The organism is Rhizobium johnstonii 3841, assembly GCF_000009265.1.
GTDB classification, from domain to species: Bacteria; Pseudomonadota; Alphaproteobacteria; order Rhizobiales; family Rhizobiaceae; genus Rhizobium; species Rhizobium acaciae.
In genome coordinates this window covers 2,367,796-2,383,410 of the sequence record NC_008380.1, presented here as the reverse complement: position 1 = coordinate 2,383,410, position 15,615 = coordinate 2,367,796, and the positions used below count along the sequence as shown (strand labels likewise).

17 protein-coding genes and 1 pseudogene are annotated in these 15,615 nt (G+C 61.7%); 8 read left to right on the top strand and 10 right to left on the bottom strand.

What is annotated here, in order from left to right:
- The first annotated feature begins 56 nt into the window (after positions 1-56).
- From RL_RS11710 to RL_RS37480, 6 genes and pseudogenes are all read left to right on the top strand, one after another.
- A complete protein-coding gene (locus RL_RS11710) occupies positions 57-446 on the top strand; it encodes a hypothetical protein (protein ID WP_041936319.1) in 390 nt (129 codons plus the stop codon).
- 260 nt (positions 447-706) lie between these two features.
- Positions 707-2,545 (top strand): adenylate cyclase, encoded by a 1,839-nt coding sequence (locus tag RL_RS11705; protein ID WP_011651845.1) that lies wholly within the window; start codon positions 707-709, stop codon positions 2,543-2,545.
- Between the two features lie 158 nt (positions 2,546-2,703).
- Complete coding sequence (locus tag RL_RS11700; protein ID WP_011651844.1) at positions 2,704-3,513, top strand: DUF2092 domain-containing protein; 810 nt, start codon at positions 2,704-2,706, stop codon at positions 3,511-3,513.
- Positions 3,510-3,722, top strand: coding sequence for a hypothetical protein (locus RL_RS11695; protein ID WP_011651843.1), 213 nt, complete (start codon positions 3,510-3,512; stop codon positions 3,720-3,722). The genes RL_RS11700 and RL_RS11695 overlap by 4 nt, the downstream gene beginning before the upstream one ends.
- 239 nt (positions 3,723-3,961) lie before the next feature.
- On the top strand, positions 3,962-4,750 hold the full coding sequence (locus RL_RS11690) for a hypothetical protein (RefSeq protein WP_011651842.1): 789 nt from the start codon (positions 3,962-3,964) through the stop codon (positions 4,748-4,750).
- 56 nt (positions 4,751-4,806) lie between these two features.
- Positions 4,807-4,947, top strand: a pseudogene (locus RL_RS37480) (transporter); the annotation flags it as partial.
- A 222-nt stretch (positions 4,948-5,169) separates the two neighbouring features.
- Here the strand turns inward: RL_RS37480 and ntrC are convergent.
- The 3 genes from ntrC to dusB are packed head-to-tail and all read right to left on the bottom strand — an operon-like array spanning position 5,170 to position 8,785.
- Positions 5,170-6,621 carry a nitrogen regulation protein NR(I) gene (ntrC, locus tag RL_RS11685; protein WP_003539347.1) on the bottom strand — a complete coding sequence of 484 codons (1,452 nt, stop codon included), beginning with the start codon at positions 6,619-6,621 and terminating at the stop codon, positions 5,170-5,172.
- On the bottom strand, positions 6,618-7,772 hold the full coding sequence (locus RL_RS11680) for a two-component system sensor histidine kinase NtrB (protein ID WP_003539346.1): 1,155 nt from the start codon (positions 7,770-7,772) through the stop codon (positions 6,618-6,620). The genes ntrC and RL_RS11680 overlap by 4 nt, the downstream gene beginning before the upstream one ends.
- Positions 7,769-8,785: a tRNA dihydrouridine synthase DusB gene (dusB, locus tag RL_RS11675; protein ID WP_011651840.1), complete on the bottom strand. Its 1,017-nt coding sequence runs from the start codon at positions 8,783-8,785 to the stop codon at positions 7,769-7,771. Before dusB ends, RL_RS11680 begins: the two co-directional genes overlap by 4 nt.
- 145 nt (positions 8,786-8,930) lie before the next feature.
- Here dusB and RL_RS11670 point away from each other — a divergent pair, with 145 nt between their 5' ends.
- Both RL_RS11670 and RL_RS11665 read left to right on the top strand, forming a co-directional pair.
- Entirely contained in the window at positions 8,931-10,148 is a 1,218-nt protein-coding gene (locus RL_RS11670) for a bifunctional 2-C-methyl-D-erythritol 4-phosphate cytidylyltransferase/2-C-methyl-D-erythritol 2,4-cyclodiphosphate synthase (protein WP_011651839.1), read from the top strand.
- Positions 10,145-10,648, top strand: coding sequence for a CinA family protein (locus RL_RS11665; RefSeq protein ID WP_011651838.1), 504 nt, complete (start codon positions 10,145-10,147; stop codon positions 10,646-10,648). The genes RL_RS11670 and RL_RS11665 overlap by 4 nt, the downstream gene beginning before the upstream one ends.
- A 14-nt stretch (positions 10,649-10,662) precedes the next feature.
- Here RL_RS11665 and RL_RS11660 read toward each other — a convergent pair whose 3' ends face one another.
- The 7 genes from RL_RS11660 to lpdA all read right to left on the bottom strand — a co-directional run bounded on the left by RL_RS11660 (position 10,663) and on the right by lpdA (position 15,613).
- A complete protein-coding gene (locus RL_RS11660; RefSeq protein WP_003539340.1) occupies positions 10,663-11,115 on the bottom strand; it encodes a type II toxin-antitoxin system RatA family toxin in 453 nt (150 codons plus the stop codon).
- A gap of 9 nt (positions 11,116-11,124) precedes the next feature.
- Complete coding sequence (locus RL_RS11655; RefSeq protein WP_011651837.1) at positions 11,125-11,721, bottom strand: ATPase AAA; 597 nt, start codon at positions 11,719-11,721, stop codon at positions 11,125-11,127.
- 42 nt (positions 11,722-11,763) lie between these two features.
- On the bottom strand, positions 11,764-12,303 hold the full coding sequence (locus tag RL_RS11650) for a FlaR DNA topology modulation protein (RefSeq protein WP_028742045.1): 540 nt from the start codon (positions 12,301-12,303) through the stop codon (positions 11,764-11,766).
- 227 nt (positions 12,304-12,530) lie between these two features.
- Complete coding sequence (gene lipA, locus RL_RS11645) at positions 12,531-13,502, bottom strand: lipoyl synthase (RefSeq protein WP_003559117.1); 972 nt, start codon at positions 13,500-13,502, stop codon at positions 12,531-12,533.
- 46 nt (positions 13,503-13,548) lie between these two features.
- Positions 13,549-13,797: a GlsB/YeaQ/YmgE family stress response membrane protein gene (locus RL_RS11640; RefSeq protein WP_003539331.1), complete on the bottom strand. Its 249-nt coding sequence runs from the start codon at positions 13,795-13,797 to the stop codon at positions 13,549-13,551.
- A gap of 37 nt (positions 13,798-13,834) precedes the next feature.
- Positions 13,835-14,089: a GlsB/YeaQ/YmgE family stress response membrane protein gene (locus RL_RS11635; RefSeq protein ID WP_003539329.1), complete on the bottom strand. Its 255-nt coding sequence runs from the start codon at positions 14,087-14,089 to the stop codon at positions 13,835-13,837.
- 75 nt (positions 14,090-14,164) lie between these two features.
- Positions 14,165-15,613 carry a dihydrolipoyl dehydrogenase gene (gene lpdA / locus RL_RS11630; protein ID WP_011651835.1) on the bottom strand — a complete coding sequence of 483 codons (1,449 nt, stop codon included), beginning with the start codon at positions 15,611-15,613 and terminating at the stop codon, positions 14,165-14,167.
- Positions 15,614-15,615 lie beyond the last annotated feature (2 nt).

Below are 15,615 nucleotides of genomic sequence, written 5' to 3'. Positions count from 1 at the left end.
CACCAAGGCGGCCCGTGCCGAAAGTGACGTTGACCTGGGCACGGGGGTTCTGCGCCATGAACACAGCTCACCGACACACGCTTCTGACCCTGTTCGCAATCGCCGAAGGTGCGACGGGACTGGGGCTTGTCGTGGCGCCATCGATCCTCTTCGTTCTGCTGTTCGAGGCAAGGCCGGTCGCTTCGGAGGCACCACTGATCGCGCGGATTTGCGGTGCGGCGCTGCTCGCTCTTGCCGCAGCAAGCTGGGGTGCGCGTGACGCCGAAGACAGGCAAGGCACCCTGGGCCTCCTCGTCGGAGTGGCGCTCTACAATTTCCTGACCACGGCCATCTTGACCTATTCCGCCCTCGTTCTGGAGATGATCGGCATCCTGTTATGGCCGGCGATCCTCTATCACGCGGCGACGTCCCTGTGGTGCTTGCTCGCTATCTGGCGGGCGCGATAGACCGAGTCGTGGCTCCTTGGGTGGTCATTTACGGCTTTGGCCGCTTCGGGTCGCGGGCTGCTACGAGGCGGCGAAGACGCCATGCCTGCCTCTGCGGTTCACGCGCCTGGAGTCCCCTTCCCTCGATTTGCGAAGTCGTCGAACGGGCTCGATGCAGTGCCTTTGATGGACGAGGATCAGTTTCTGCGGTAGGTTACAAAAGAGATAGATAATAAAATCTCCGGTAGTCACGTCCCTCAAGAGCGGGTGAGGAGCAAGTCGTGCAGGATACATTGCCATCACGGCGTGAGATCGCGCCGGATTCGACGCGCCCACCCCCGACCCATGATGATGTTCGGGCTCAGCTTAATCGAATCATTACCAGCCCGCAGTTTCCGCATATCGGTCGGAGTGCTGCATTTCTTACCTATGCCGTGGAGGAGACGCTTGCGGGGCGCGCAGACCGGATCAAGGGTTACTCTATCGCCGTCGAAGTCTTCAAGCGCTCCAACGGCTTCACGCAGGATGATCCGGTTGTGCGGATCGAGGCCGGAAGGCTCAGGCGGGTGCTCGAGCGCTATTATTTTACAGCAGGTCAACACGATCCGATCCGAATAGACATTCCGAAAGGCGGTTACGTGCCGACCTTTGCCTGGACTAGTCCGAGCGAAGACAATTCCGATGCTGAAGACCAAAGTCTGCCACCGGAGCACGCCTCCTCCCTTTTTCCCGGCTTAAGACGACATATCTGGACGGTGGTTCTTGGGTTGATCGTGATCGTGGGCGGCGCCTCAGCCCTGGCTGGCTTGACCTCAATTCGATTTAGCTCGATCTGGCCGTTTGCGACTGCCGACATAACGGAATCTGATGGGCCGACATTGGTGATCGCGCCATTTGCCAATCTCGGTGATGGTCCTCAGGCGGAACTCTACACGACGGGCCTGACCGAGGAACTCCTCACTGCCCTTCCCCGCTTCAAGGAGATCAAGGTCTTCGGTCGCGAGACGTCCAGATCATTGCCGCCAGAGGTGGAGACATCGCGGATTCGCGGGGAACTTGGCGCACGCTTCCTGCTGGCAGGCGGTGTTCGCGTCTCCGGAAGCCGCGTGCGTGTGACGGCACGTCTGCTCGACACGCAGACCGATGAGATCCTCTGGTCGCAGACCTACGACGACGACATCGGCGTCCGCGACCTGTTCACCATCCAGTCCGACGTCGCAAACAAGGTTGCGACCGCGGTGGCTCAGCCCTATGGCATCATGGCCCAGGCCGATGTCTCCAATCCGCCGCCTGATGATCTTGGCAGCTACGGCTGCACGCTGAGCTTTTATGCCTACCGTGCCGAGTTAAGCATCGAGCGGCACGGAGAGGTTCGAAACTGCCTCGAAAGTGCTGTCGCCCGCTACCCATCCTTTGCGACCGCCTGGGCGATGCTGTCCATAATCTATCTCGACGAGGATCGTTTCAGGTTCAACCGGAAGCCCATTTCGTCCACGCCGATAGATCGCAGCTTTCAAGCCGCCCGCCGTGCCGTTCAACTGGATCCCGGCAACACCCGCGCCCTTCAGGCGCTGATGACAACGTTGTTTTTCAGCCAGCGGGTTTCGGAGGCACTTCAGATCGGCGAACGGGCACTGGCGACCAATCCGAACGACACCGAATTGCTGGCAGAATTTGGTACCCGGCTGGCGATGAGCGGGGAGTGGCAGCGCGGGGCAGCGCTACTGGATCGCGCCATTGCTCTCAACCCTGCCGGCGGCGGCTACTACCGCGGAACGCGCGCACTCGCAGCCTACATGCTGCACGACGACAAGACCGCGGTCATCGAGATCAGGCAGGCGGACCTGCAGAAGTTCCCGCTATTCCATGCGGTGGCTGCCGTCATCTACGTCGACGCAGGAATGATCGACGACGCCCGCAGCGAGGCCGCGCGCTTCAACGAAATGAGACCCGACTTCATTCCGAACATCGTGGCCGAGCTCAAGGTCCGCAATTTCCAGCCACAGGACCGGGCGCGAATGATTGCCGATCTGCGAACGGCCGGGCTGCTTGTGAGGGACGAGGTGCAGGCGACCATGTCGCTGCCGATCGACGACTCCAAGGCCCTTCAGCCGCGGTAGCGCTACTGCCAGGACGACTGGCACAGAACATACCCGATGTTACACGCGCACGCTGTCTTCTGGGTGTAGGCTGTGGTCGCTGATTATCGTTCTTTCACACTCGAGACCCAGGGAGCGACCTCAGTCGTCCGACCAAACCATCTAGAAGGGATTCGTCGATGACCAAAGCACCCCAGCGAGCCTTGCACCCTGTCGTGGCGGCGGTGTCTTCCGCGGCACTCGGCTTGATGATCACCTTGGGATCCGGATCGGCTGCAAGCGCTGCCGACGCAGACACCAAGAAGCTCGTGAAAACAATGTCCGACTACCTGGCAGCAGAAAAGGCGATCTCCTTTTCGTATGACACCAACCTGGAGGTCGTCACCGTCGACCATCAGAAGCTTCTGCTGGCAAGTTCCGGCAAGATTGAAATGGGTCGGCCGGATAAACTCCGGGTTACCCGGTTTGGCGGGTTCGCCAACGTTGAGGTCACATTCGACGGCAAGACGCTCTCGCTGCTCGGCAAGAATGCCAACCTCTATGCCCAGGTAGAAGTTCCAGGCACCGTAGAACACCTGATCGACGAATTGCGGGACAAGCTCCACAGACCCATACCGGGTGCCGACCTTCTGCTCCCGGATGCCTATGACGAGCTGATGCGCGACGTGGTCGACGTCAAGGACCTCGGCAGCGGTGTGATCGGCGGCGTCGAATGCGACCACCTTGCATTCCGCACCAAGGAAGTCGACTGGCAGATATGGATCGCTCAGGGCGAGCGTCCGTATCCCTGTCGATATGTCATTACCGCAAGCCAGGTGGATCAGGGCCCACAATACAGCGTCCAGATCAGTGACTGGAAGACAGGCACCGATGTCGTTGCCGAGGATTTCGATTTCAAAAACACCACGAACGCCAAGAAAGTCGACCTGACGAAGCTTGCCGATACCGACGAGCTTCCTGATCACTTTGCCATGGGAGGCACCAAATGACCGCCGTGAGAAAACTGAAACTCCTGCTACTCGCTGCGGCGATCGGCGTGTCCGGCCTCGAACTTGGAAACGGGCTTTCGATTCCGGGACTGGATGGCGTCTTCACGCCAGCAGAGGCCAGGGTCGGCCGCCCGCTGACACCCGTGAGTGTCGCTGGAGTTGCGCGCCGCTCGGTCCGGCGTTGCGCCGTCGGCGTCTATAATTGCTAGAAAACAGGCCCGGCGACCGCATTCGACAAGCGCCCAGCATGAGGGAAATCGGCCACCGCGGAGCTGCAGACCCTAGCTCCGACATCGGCAGGACAAGCGCGGCAATGTCGCAGACGGACAGATGCTACTGTAACATACTTATCCGCAGGCGGGTGTTGCGCCAGAGTTGAGCGGAGATCGATGATATGTTCGATTCGTCGGCGACCACGATGGAGACCGACAAAGCAGAGGGGACTTTCATGACGGCTTTTCTTCTACGCGCGGCGGTCCTTTGCGCGGGTCTCGTGGCAACCTCGCCCGGCTGGGCAGCCGATCCGACGCCGCTAACAACCGATGCAAAAGTAGTCGAGAGCCCTAGCGGTTGGACTTTCACCGTCGCGCCGTATTTCTGGATGGCAGGGATTTCAGGAGACATTGCGCAGTTCGGATTACCAGAGGTTCATATCGACTCCGATTTCGGCGACATCCTGCAGAACCTCGATTTCGCCTTCATGGCCGCGGGTGAAGCGCGGTACGACCGGTTCAGCATCTTCGGCGACATCATCTACACCAAGCTTGGCGCAGACGCGAACACGCCGCTTGGCATCCTCGCCGACAGCGTCGACGTCACCTCAAAGACCTTCGCCGGACTTCTCGGTGTCGGCTACTCGGTGCTGGAGGACCAGTCGGGGCACCTCGATGTCGTCGGCGGCATACGGGTGTGGTCGGTCGACACCAACATCTCCTTCAATGGCGGGATCCTCGGTGGCGTCGAGCAAGATGACAGCGCGACATGGGTCGACGGTCTGGTGGGCGTCCGAGGCAATTACTTCTTCACGCCGGAGATCTATCTGACAGGATGGGGTCTCGTCGGCGCCGGCGGCGCGGATCTCGACTGGGATGTGGCGCTCGCGCTCGGCTACAAGTTCACCGACACGATCTCGGCCGTCGCGGGATACCGCGCACTCGGCGTTGATTACGACAACGACGGCTTTGTCTTCGACGTCGTCCAACAGGGTCCAATCCTCGGCCTCGTCATCCACTTCTGAAACGACGTCTGGAACAGCAGATCGAGTTTGGCACGGTGGAGACGTCAATCAAGCTCATGACGTGTCGGATGATGCTGCTTGCCGCGGCTCTGGTTCTGTCCTCAGGTGCAGCAAACGCCCAGTCGAGAGAAGAACTCGCGAAGAAGCTGTCGAATCCGATCGCTTCGCTGATCAGCGTCCTGTTCCAGTTCAACTATAGCAGCCGATCAGCCTGACGGCCGGTATCCGCTATTGGCAGACGCTGCGGTGAACGGCCCGGAAGGACTTCGCTTCCGGCTGGCGCTGACCTTCCTGTTTCCAAAGTGAATTCGCAGATCGACGATGCTCTCTGCCGAACGGAATTGCATGGAACGCTGATGGATGAGGACCACAGAGCAATCTTCTTGGTCTTCACCGCAGCACCGTGAAAGCCCGGACACTCAGGCGGTGCGGGAACTCCTGTAGACCGAGACGCCAAGTTCCCTGATCTTCTTGCGCAAGGTGTTGCGGTTGAGACCGAGAAGATCGGCCGCCTTGATCTGGTTGCCGCGTGTCGCCGTCAGTGCGGCGAGGATCAGCGGATATTCCATTTCGGTCAGCACGCGATCATAGAGGCCGGGCGGCGGCAGATTGTCGCCGAATCCTGCGAAATAGCTGCGCATGTTCTCCTCGACCGCCTGGGCGATCGTCATCGAGCCGCTGCGCATCGGCCCCTTGTCGATCGGGCTGTCAGGCACGTCGGAACGGAGTTCCGCGTCGATGATCTCGCGGGTGATCACATCCTGTGGATAGAGCGCCATCAGGCGGCGGATGAGGTTTTCCAGCTCGCGGACGTTGCCCGGCCAGGCATAGGCCTTCATCAGTTCGAGCGCTTCCTGATCGAAGCGCTTGGAGCCGAGGCCTTCCTTTTCGGCCTGCTGGATGAAATGGCGCACCAGATCGGGGATGTCCTCGGCGCGGTCGCGCAGCGGCGGCAGGCGCAGCGGCACGACATTGAGGCGGTAATAGAGATCCTCGCGGAAGAGGCCCTGGTTGATCGCCTGCTTCAGGTCCTTGTTGGTGGCGGCAACGATGCGCACATCGGTGCGGATCGGCGTGCGGCCGCCGACGGTGGTGTATTCGCCCTGCTGCAGGACGCGTAAGAGCCGCGTCTGGGCGTCCATCGGCATGTCGCCGATCTCGTCGAGGAAGAGCGTGCCGCCTTCGGCCTGCTCGAAGCGGCCGGTCGAGCGGGTCTGCGCGCCGGTGAAGGCGCCCTTCTCATGGCCGAAGAGTTCGGATTCGATCAGGTCGCGCGGGATCGCCGCCATGTTGATTGCGACGAACGGGCCGTTGCGGCGCTTGCCGTAATCATGCAGCGCGCGGGCGACGAGTTCCTTGCCGGTGCCGGATTCGCCGGTGATCATCAGCGTCAGGTCCGTCTGCATCAGCCGGGCGAGCACGCGGTAGATTTCCTGCATCGCCGCCGACCGGCCGACGAGCGGCATGCCGTCCTGCATATCGTCTTCAAGCTTGGCGGGCTTGCGCTTCGGCTCGGCCAACGCACGGCCGATGATGCCGATCAGTTCGGTGAGGTCGAAGGGTTTCGGCAGATAGTCGTAGGCGCCCTTCTCCGAGGCCTTTATGGCGGTCATGAAGGTGTTCTGGGCGCTCATGACGAGGACCGGCAGGTCGGGCCGCGCCTTCTTGATGCGCGGCAGCAGATCAAAGGCGTTCTCGTCGGGCATCACCACATCGGTGACGACCAGATCGCCCTCACCTGCCGAAATCCAGCGCCAGAGGGTAGCGGCGTTGGAGGTGATGCGGACGTCATAACCGGCGCGGCTCAAAGCCTGGTTGAGCACGGTCCGGATGGCCGCATCGTCATCTGCAACGAGGATCGTGGCTGTCATCGAGAAGGTCCTGTCGAGCTTGCTATAGAGGCGTCTTCAAGCGAGGCGTCCTTCGACGCCGGCATGAGAACGCGGAATGTCGTGCGGCTGTTCTGGCTGTCGCATTCGATGATGCCGCCGTGATCGCCGATGATCTTGGCGACCAGCGCCAGTCCGAGGCCGCTGCCGTTCGGCTTGGTGGTGATGAAAGGATCGAAGAGATGCGGCAACAGATCGAGGGGGACGCCGGGGCCGTTATCGTGGACGCAGAACTCCAGCGGCAGCGAGATCTTTTCGCGCGTGCCGGCGACCGAAAGACGGATGCCGGGGCGATAGGCCGTCGTCAGCATGATTTCGCCGTCCGGCCGATCGCCGACCGCTTCGGCGGCGTTCTTCACCAGATTGAGGAAGACCTGGACGAGCTGGTCGCGATTGGCATAGACGGCCGGCAGCGACGGATCGTAACTCTCGGTGACCCGGATGTTGCGGGCAAAACCCGCCTTGGCGACCGCCTTCACATGATCGAGCACGGAATGGATGTTGACCGGCATGCGGTCGACAGGGCGTTCGTCGGAAAAGACTTCCATGCGGTCGACTAGCGAGACGATGCGATCGGTCTCGTCACAGATCAGCCGGGTCAGCGCCCGATCGTCGTCGACCGCAGACTGTTCGAGCAGCTGGGCAGCACCCCGGATGCCGGAGAGCGGGTTCTTGATCTCATGCGCCAGCATCGAGGCAAGGCCGGTCACCGAGCGGGCGGCGGCGCGATGCGTCAGCTGCCGGTCGATCTTGTCGGCCATCGAGCGTTCCTGGAAGACGATGACGACGGCGCCGGGCTCGCTGAGCACAGGGGCGACGTAGAGATCGACGAGCTTATCCTGGCCGAGGCGGGGCGAACTCAGGTCGACGCGATATTCGTTGACCGGCGCCTTGCGCTCGCGCACCTGGTCGATCAGGGCGAGCAGCGGGCTGCCGAAAGGAATGAAGGTCGAGATGCGGTAACGCGCCAGATGCGAGGCGCTGGCGCCGAAAAAGGCCTCCGCCTCCCAATTGGCGAAAACGACGAAGCCGGATTCGTCGACCATGACGACGGGGTTCTGGATGGCGTTCAGCACGGCCATGGCGACAGTCCCGCCGGCGTGATCGGACGGAGATGTCATATCCTTCGTCATGCCGCCTCCCGGCTGTCGACAACACTGGCCGCCAATGCATCGTAAAGACGCGCGGCCACTTCGCGCGGATCGCGCGAGGTCATGATCGCAGCCTTTTCAGCGCCTGACAGATCAGGCGCGAAACGCTGGAGATACCAGCCAAGGTGCTTGCGGGCGTGGCGGATCGCCACCGCCTCGCCGTAGAAATCCAGCATCATCCGATAATGTTCGATGGCGATATCGGCTATCTCAGGTGGTAGCGGCTCGGGCGCCCCCGATATGACGCCGGCATGCCACGGCCTGCCCTGGCAGCCCCTGCCGATCATCACGGCATCGGCGCCGGAGCGGCGCAATATTTCCTGCGCATCGCCAGCGGTTTCGACATCGCCATTGGCGATCAGCGGAATGGAGATCACTTCGCGGACGGCGCGGATCGCATCCCAATCGGCGCGGCCTTCATAGAATTGCATGCGGGTGCGCCCATGAATGGTCACAAGCTGGACGCCGGCCGCCTCGGCGCGGCGGGCGATATCAGGCGCGTTGATCGAATTCTCATCCCAGCCAAGGCGCATCTTCAGCGTCACCGGAATGTCGACAGCCTTGACCGTCGCCTCGATGAGCCCGATCGCGTGATCGGGATCACGCATCAGCGCCGATCCGGAATAACCACCGATCACTTTCTTTGCCGGGCAACCCATGTTGATGTCGATGATATCGGCGCCGTGATCGGCGGCGATCTTGGCGGCCTCCGCCATCCAGTGCGCCTCGCGCCCGGCAAGCTGCACCATATGCGGCCGGAAGCCCGCAGCGCTGAGCCGCGACCAGGATTCGGCCGTGTCATTGACCAATTCGCGGCTCGCCACCATTTCGGTGACGACGAGGCCGGCGCCGAAGCGCCAGGCAAGCTCGCGGAAGGGCATATCCGTGACGCCGGACATCGGCGCCAGTACAACGCGGTTCCGCACGGACACGGGTCCGATTTGGAAAGGCGCTGCGAGGTCCTTGGAAATCAAATGATTATCTTTCGGGCACACAATAGAACTGCATTATTTTTAGCCACTATTCCCTGGCTTGCCAAGGGGGCTGCGACCGGAATTGATATTTTTCGGGCAGATGCTGGAAAAGGCATAAGCAAGACGTTAGAGCACTCGGGTCAATTCCGCATAATTTAGGGGATTTATGCTGCAAATGCCTTCTAAGCAACCGATATCGGCTGGAATTGTCATCGTGGCCGCCGGCCGCGGCGAGCGCGCGGGATCATCCAAGGAAGGCCCCAAGCAGTATCGCATGATCGGCGGCAAGCCGGTTATCGTGCATACGCTTGAAAACTTCATGACATGGGAAGCGGCAACTGAGATCGTCGTCGTCATCCATCCCGATGACGAGGCGCTGTTTGCGAGAGCCTTCCGTCACATCATCTCGGCAACGCCGATCGAAACGGTGCATGGGGGTGCGACCAGGCAGCAATCCGTGCTTGCCGGCCTCAGATACCTCAAGGACAAGCAAATCAGCCATGTGCTGATCCACGATGCCGTGCGGCCATTCTTCGATCATGCGCTTCTCGATCGCATCGCCGAGAGCCTTGACGCCGGCGCGCAGGCGGTCCTGCCGGCGATCCCGGTCACCGATACGCTGAAACGCGCCGACAACGCCGGCACCGTGCTGACGACGGTTTCACGCGAGCATCTTTACGCGGCGCAGACGCCGCAATCCTTCGCCTTCGAAACGATCCTCGAGGCGCATGAGAAGGCGGCCGCAAGCGGTCGAAGCGATTTCACCGACGACGCCTCGATCGCCGAATGGCTGGGCATTCCGGTGACGATCGTCGAGGGCACCGCCGACAACGTCAAGCTGACGGTCAAAGACGATATCGCCATGGCCGACGACAAGCTCTCGGCTTCGCTGCTTCCAGACGTGCGCACCGGCAACGGCTACGACGTGCACCAGCTCGTCGCGGGCGATGGCGTGACGCTCTGCGGCGTGTTCATTCCGCATGACCAGAAGCTGAAAGGACACTCCGATGCCGACGTTGCGCTGCATGCGCTGACGGACGCGCTGCTCGCCACCTGCGGCGCCGGCGATATCGGCGATCATTTCCCGCCGTCCGACCCGCAATGGAAGGGGGCGGCCTCGCGGATCTTCATCGAGCATGCCGCCCGGATCGTGCGCGAGCGCGGCGGCACGATCATGAATGCCGACGTCTCGCTGATCGCCGAGGCGCCCAAGGTCGGCCCGCATCGCGACGCCATGCGGGCGAAACTATCGGACTATCTCGGCATCGATATCGAGCGTTGCTCGGTCAAGGCGACGACCAATGAGACGATCGGCTTCGTCGGCCGGCGCGAAGGCATCGCGGCGATCGCCACGGCGACCGTCGTCTATCGCGGGAGGAAATGATGAGCCTTTTTCCCGACGATATCCTTTCGGCGGCGGAGACGATCATCCGTGACTTCACGGCCGCAGGGCTGATGGTCTCGACCGCCGAATCCTGCACCGGCGGGCTGATCGCCGGGGCGCTGACGGAGATTTCGGGTTCGTCCGCCGTCGTCGACCGCGGCTTCGTCACCTATACGAATAGCGCGAAGATCGAGATGCTTGGCGTGCAGACAGAAACGCTGCTGCGCTTCGGGGCGGTCTCCGAGGAAACGGCGCGGCAGATGGTGCAGGGCGCCCTCTTCCGCTCGCGCGCCGAGATCGCCGTTGCCGTCACAGGCATTGCCGGCCCCGGCGGCGGATCGGCAGAAAAGCCGATCGGCCTCGTGCATCTCGCCGCCAAATCGCGCGACGGCGCGCTCATCCATCGAAAGATGCTCTATGGCGATATCGGCCGCAGCGAGGTTCGGCTGGCGACGATCAGGACGGCGCTGGAAATGGTGCGCTCGCTCCTTGCCGCCTGACGCGGGTTCGCCCATCAAACCGGCGTGTAGATCCTGTTTGCGCGCGTCTCGAAGGCTTCGGTGAACATGCGGAAGGCGCGATCGAACATCGAGCCCATCAGCGCGCCCAGGATGCGGCTCTTGAACTCGTAATCGATGAAGAAATCGACGGTGCAGCCGCCAGACGGCGTCTCGGCAAAGTGCCAGCGATTGTCGAGATATTTGAACGGGCCATCGATATATTTGACCTCGATGACGTGTTCGGCCCGGTTCAGCAGCACCTGTGTCGTGAAGGTCTCGCGGATCGCCTTGTAGCCGACCGTCATGTCGGCGACGAGCAGGATCTTGCCGTCGCGCTCCTTGCGGCTCCTGATGGCGAGCGCTTCGCAGAGCGGCAGGAATTCCGGATAGCGCTCGACATCGGCGACGAGGTCGAACATCTGCTCGGGAGTGTGCGGGACGGGACGGTGCGTTTCGAATTGCGGCATAAGCGGCAATTAATCGGGCGGGCCGAGAAGATCAAGAAGCTCGCGCATCTGGCGGCGGGATTTTAGTTGAAGAACCGGCACTTCGGGGCCATGTGCCGCGATGCCCGCGACGAGGCGCGGCGCGAATTTCTCCTCGAAGGTCCAGATGAAGCGGAGGAATTCCAAATCGATCTTCTCGATACAGCCCGGCGCCATTTCAGGGCGAGTGCGGCCGATCCATTTTGCCCACCGGCTGATTGCCCCCGAGATACAGAGACGCCGCGGCATGCGGACCCAGACGACGAAATCGGTGCGCGGCAACCGAATGTCCAAGGAAGACGGGTTCGTGCCGTCCATGATCCAACGTTGTTCGAGGATCCGGCTGGCGATGATCTTTCTCTGCTCGACCCTGTCGCGCGTGACCCAGCCTGGAAGCCAATAAACGTCGCGGTCGACCGAAATGTAGGAAAGCCCGAAGCGCTTGGCGATCTTCAGCGACAGCGTCGATTTACCGCCGCCCGAGCAACCGATGACGAGGATCCGGCGGGCTGCACGGATATGCTCTGCAGCCTTTTTAAGATCGGTGAGCTGCTGACGCGGCGGCAGCTCTACTTTGTGATCCATCATGGAACTCCCCTCGAGCCAGACGTGCGCTTCGCCGGCATGCTCCTAAGCGCCAGGAGCGGTGAACCGGCTAGCTGCTTTGCGCGATCTTATGATGACGGTGGAATTTGCAAGGCCGAACTCATGCAATGCGGCCTCGATCTTCGGGGCGGCACGCCTTTCGAAATTCCAGATATAGCCGACCATGTCGGACGTCAGCCGCTCCGGGCAGCCTTCGGGCATTTCAGGGCGGCTACGACCGAAATACCGAATCGCGCGCGAGATCGCTCCCAACAGGCAGGCCATTCTTGGAAGCCTGAGCCAGATCACCAGATCCGCCCTCGGAAGGCGCAGACGAAACGAGCCGAGGCCAGTTCCATCCATGATCCACCTCTCCTGCGCCACGACCTCCAATATCAGCCGATCGATGTCGCTGCGATCTCGCTTCCTCCAGCCGGGAAGCCAATAGAAATCGCGATCCATCGAGATATAGGGAAGATCGAGCGAGGTCGACAGCGCCCGTGCAAGCACGCTCTTTCCACCACCGGGGCAGCCAATCACCAGAATGCGTTTGGCATGCCGGAGCATTGCTCCGTCGACGGGCATGGCCGCACCTCCCATGAAAACGCTGCGAAAATCCCCGCGGCTCAGACTGCTTATAAAATCGGCCATTCCTCTTTCGTCATGCTCGGGCTTGTCCCGAGCATCTGCAACCGGCGCAGCAGATCCTCGGCACAAGGCCGAGGATGACGTCGAGTAAAGATCGAGGTTTGCCGACAAACTGAACTGCGGCGAAAATCGCCGCGGTTCGATCAAAAAGCAAGTGCCGGCTCTTACTCGGCAGCCATCAACAGCTTCTTCTCGCGCGCAGCTCTCAGCCGGGCAAAGTCGTCGCCGGCATGGTGGGAGGAGCGGGTCAGGGGGCTGGAGGCGACCATCAGGAAGCCCTTGCTGTAGGCGACAGTCTCGTAGGACTTGAACTCGTCTGGGGTGACGAAGCTTTCGACCTTGTGGTGCTTGCGGGTCGGCTGCAGGTACTGGCCGATCGTCAGGAAATCGACATCGGCGGTGCGCAGATCGTCCATCAGCTGCAGCACTTCGTTTCGCTCTTCGCCGAGACCGACCATGATGCCCGATTTGGTGAACATCGTCGGATCGAGTTCCTTCACCCGCTGCAGCAGGCGGACGGAATGGAAGTAGCGGGCGCCGGGGCGAACCGTCAGATAGTTGCCGGGCACCGTTTCCATATTGTGGTTGAAGACGTCGGGCTTGGCGGCGACGACGCGTTCCAGCGCCCCTGGCTTCTTCAGGAAGTCTGGCGTCAGGATCTCGATCGTCGTCATCGGCGAGGCGGCACGGATCGCCCAGATCACCTTTTCGAAGTGCTCGGCGCCGCCGTCCTCCAGGTCGTCACGGTCGACCGAGGTGATGACGACGTGGCTGAGGCCCATCTCCTTGACCGCCTTGGCGACATTCTCCGGCTCGGCCATGTCGAGCGCATTCGGCTTGCCGGTGGCGACATTGCAGAAGGCGCAGGCGCGGGTACAGATCTCGCCCATGATCATGAAGGTCGCGTGCTTCTTGTCCCAGCACTCGCCGATATTCGGGCAGCCGGCCTCCTCGCAGACGGTGACGAGCTTGTGCTCCTTCACGATCGCGCGCGTCTCGGCATAACCCTTGGAGGTCGGCGCCTTGACGCGAATCCAGTCCGGCTTGCGCATGACTTCCGTGTCCGGCCGATGCGCCTTCTCGGGATGCCGCACGCGCTTGGCGTCGGGATTGATCGTATCGAGGATCGTCACCATTGCAGTTTCAGCTTTCTACCGCCCCTATGCGGCAAATCAATCGGATCTAGCGCCGCACCAGCCGCGCAAGGAATATCAACAAGCAGGCGCCGAGGAAACCCGTCACGAAGTAACCGAGCCGCCCGCCGACCACCTCAAGGTGAAACTGCGCGAGGATGGCGCTTGCGACGACCGAGCCGACGATGCCGAGCACGATGTTCAGGAAAATCCCGTATCGCGCTTCCATCAGCTTGCCGGCGAGCCAGCCTGCAAGCCCGCCGATGATGATTGCCGAAATCCAGCCGACGCTTTCCATGCCTTCCCCTACCCTCAAGTTGGCCCTCAGTTGCTCTTCAAGCGACCGCTCTCGCGATCAGAACCACGATAATGGCGCCGACGGTGGCGTGGATGATCTGCACCACCAGCGCGTTTTCAATGCCCAGCGAAATGCCGAGCGCGCTGAACAGATAGCCGCCGACGAAGGCGCCGATGATGCCGCTCAGCAGGCACCTTATCAGCCCGCCGCCACCGACGACCAGGCTTGCGAGGAAGCCTGCAACCAGGCCGATCAGCAAAAACACCAGCAACGCCTGCGTCTCCATAGACATGATGATTTCCTTTCTTGTTTTCCACCCCGCGGGATGGCTTTGCCACCCCGTGATACAGGGCGGCATTGGAAATTATCAAGCGTTCAGCACGCGGCCGTAAGCATCGAGCACCGCTTCCTTCATCGATTCCGACACGGTTGGATGCGGGAAGATCGTGTGCATCAGCTCTTCCTCGGTCGTCTCGAGATTCATCGCGACGACGAAGCCCTGGATGAGCTCGGTAACTTCAGCGCCGACCATGTGGGCGCCGAGCAGTTCGCCGGTCTTCTTGTCGAAGATCACCTTCACCATGCCCTGGTCTTCGCCGAGCGCGATCGCCTTGCCGTTCGCTGCGAAGGAGAAGCGGCCGACGCGGATGTCGCGGCCCTGCTCCTTGGCTTTGGCTTCGGTGATGCCGACGGAGGCGACCTGCGGATTGCAATAGGTGCAGCCCGGGACCTTGCCCTTGTCTGTGGGATGAACATTCGGCAGGCCGGCGATCTTTTCGACGCAGACGACGCCCTCATGCTCTGCCTTGTGCGCCAGCATCGGCGGGCCGGCGACATCGCCGATCGCATAGATGCCGGCGACATTGGTCTTGCCGTAACCGTCGATGACGACGCAGCCGCGGTCGGTCTTGACGCCGAGCGCCTCGAGACCGAGGTTTTCGATATTGCCCTGAACACCGACGGCCGAAATCAGCCGGTCGGCAGTGATCTGCTGCACCTTGCCATCGGCCGTCTCGACATGGGCGGTAACGCTGTTCGTGGCCTTGTCGACCTTCGAGACCTTGGCGCTGGTGAAGATCTTGAGGCCGCGCTTTTCAAGCTGCTTGCGGGCGATCGCCGTGATCTCGGCATCCTCGACCGGCATGATGGTCGGCATGACTTCGACGACCGTCACGTCGACGCCCATCGAACGATAGAAGCTGGCGAATTCGATGCCGATCGCGCCCGAGCCCATGACGATCAGCGACTTCGGCAGAAGATCCGGCTTCAGCGCCTCGAAATAGGTCCAGATCAGCTTGCCATCCGGCTCGATGCCGGGCAGAGCGCGCGGGCGGGCGCCGGTGGCGATGATGATATGCTTGGCGGTATAGGTGCCCTCGCCGCTCTTGACGTTCTTCGGCAGCGGATGCTGCGGCTCGACGACCGGCTTCGACGACTTGCCGACGACGATCTCGCCGGGCTTGGTGATCTTCGCTTCGCCCCAGATGATGTCGATCTTGTTCTTCTTCATCAGGAAGCCGACGCCGGCGTTCAGGCGGGCGGAGACGGCGCGCGAGCGGCCGACGACGGCCTTGGCATCCGGCTTGACCGTGCCTTCGAGAACGAGGCCGAAGTCCTTGAAGTGATTGGCGTGATCGAGCACCTCGGCCGAGCGCAGCAGCGCCTTGGTCGGGATGCAACCCCAGTTCAGGCAGATGCCGCCCATATGCTCGCGCTCGACGATCGCAGTCTTGAGGCCGAGCTGGCTGGCGCGGATGGCAGCGACATAGCCGCCGGGACCCGAGCCGATGATGATGACGTCGTAGGATTCAGCCATGT

Bases quoted from the DNA above. Each gene is read 5' to 3' on its own strand.
- RL_RS11690 (WP_011651842.1), top strand. From the start codon at position 3,962: ATGACGGCTTTTCTTCTACGCGCGGCGGTCCTTTGCGCGGGTCTCGTG.
- ntrC (WP_003539347.1), bottom strand. From the start codon at position 6,621: ATGACAGCCACGATCCTCGTTGCAGATGACGATGCGGCCATCCGGACC.
- RL_RS11695 (WP_011651843.1), top strand. From the start codon at position 3,510: ATGACCGCCGTGAGAAAACTGAAACTCCTGCTACTCGCTGCGGCGATC.
- RL_RS11650 (WP_028742045.1), bottom strand. From the start codon at position 12,303: ATGCCCGTCGACGGAGCAATGCTCCGGCATGCCAAACGCATTCTGGTG.
- lipA (WP_003559117.1), bottom strand. From the start codon at position 13,502: ATGGTGACGATCCTCGATACGATCAATCCCGACGCCAAGCGCGTGCGG.
- RL_RS11680 (WP_003539346.1), bottom strand. From the start codon at position 7,772: ATGACGAAGGATATGACATCTCCGTCCGATCACGCCGGCGGGACTGTC.
- RL_RS11670 (WP_011651839.1), top strand. From the start codon at position 8,931: ATGCTGCAAATGCCTTCTAAGCAACCGATATCGGCTGGAATTGTCATC.
- RL_RS11635 (WP_003539329.1), bottom strand. From the start codon at position 14,089: ATGTCTATGGAGACGCAGGCGTTGCTGGTGTTTTTGCTGATCGGCCTG.
- RL_RS11660 (WP_003539340.1), bottom strand. From the start codon at position 11,115: ATGCCGCAATTCGAAACGCACCGTCCCGTCCCGCACACTCCCGAGCAG.
- lpdA (WP_011651835.1), bottom strand. From the start codon at position 15,613: ATGGCTGAATCCTACGACGTCATCATCATCGGCTCGGGTCCCGGCGGC.
- RL_RS11700 (WP_011651844.1), top strand. From the start codon at position 2,704: ATGACCAAAGCACCCCAGCGAGCCTTGCACCCTGTCGTGGCGGCGGTG.
- RL_RS11710 (WP_041936319.1), top strand. From the start codon at position 57: ATGAACACAGCTCACCGACACACGCTTCTGACCCTGTTCGCAATCGCC.
- RL_RS11655 (WP_011651837.1), bottom strand. From the start codon at position 11,721: ATGATGGATCACAAAGTAGAGCTGCCGCCGCGTCAGCAGCTCACCGAT.
- RL_RS11665 (WP_011651838.1), top strand. From the start codon at position 10,145: ATGATGAGCCTTTTTCCCGACGATATCCTTTCGGCGGCGGAGACGATC.
- RL_RS11640 (WP_003539331.1), bottom strand. From the start codon at position 13,797: ATGGAAAGCGTCGGCTGGATTTCGGCAATCATCATCGGCGGGCTTGCA.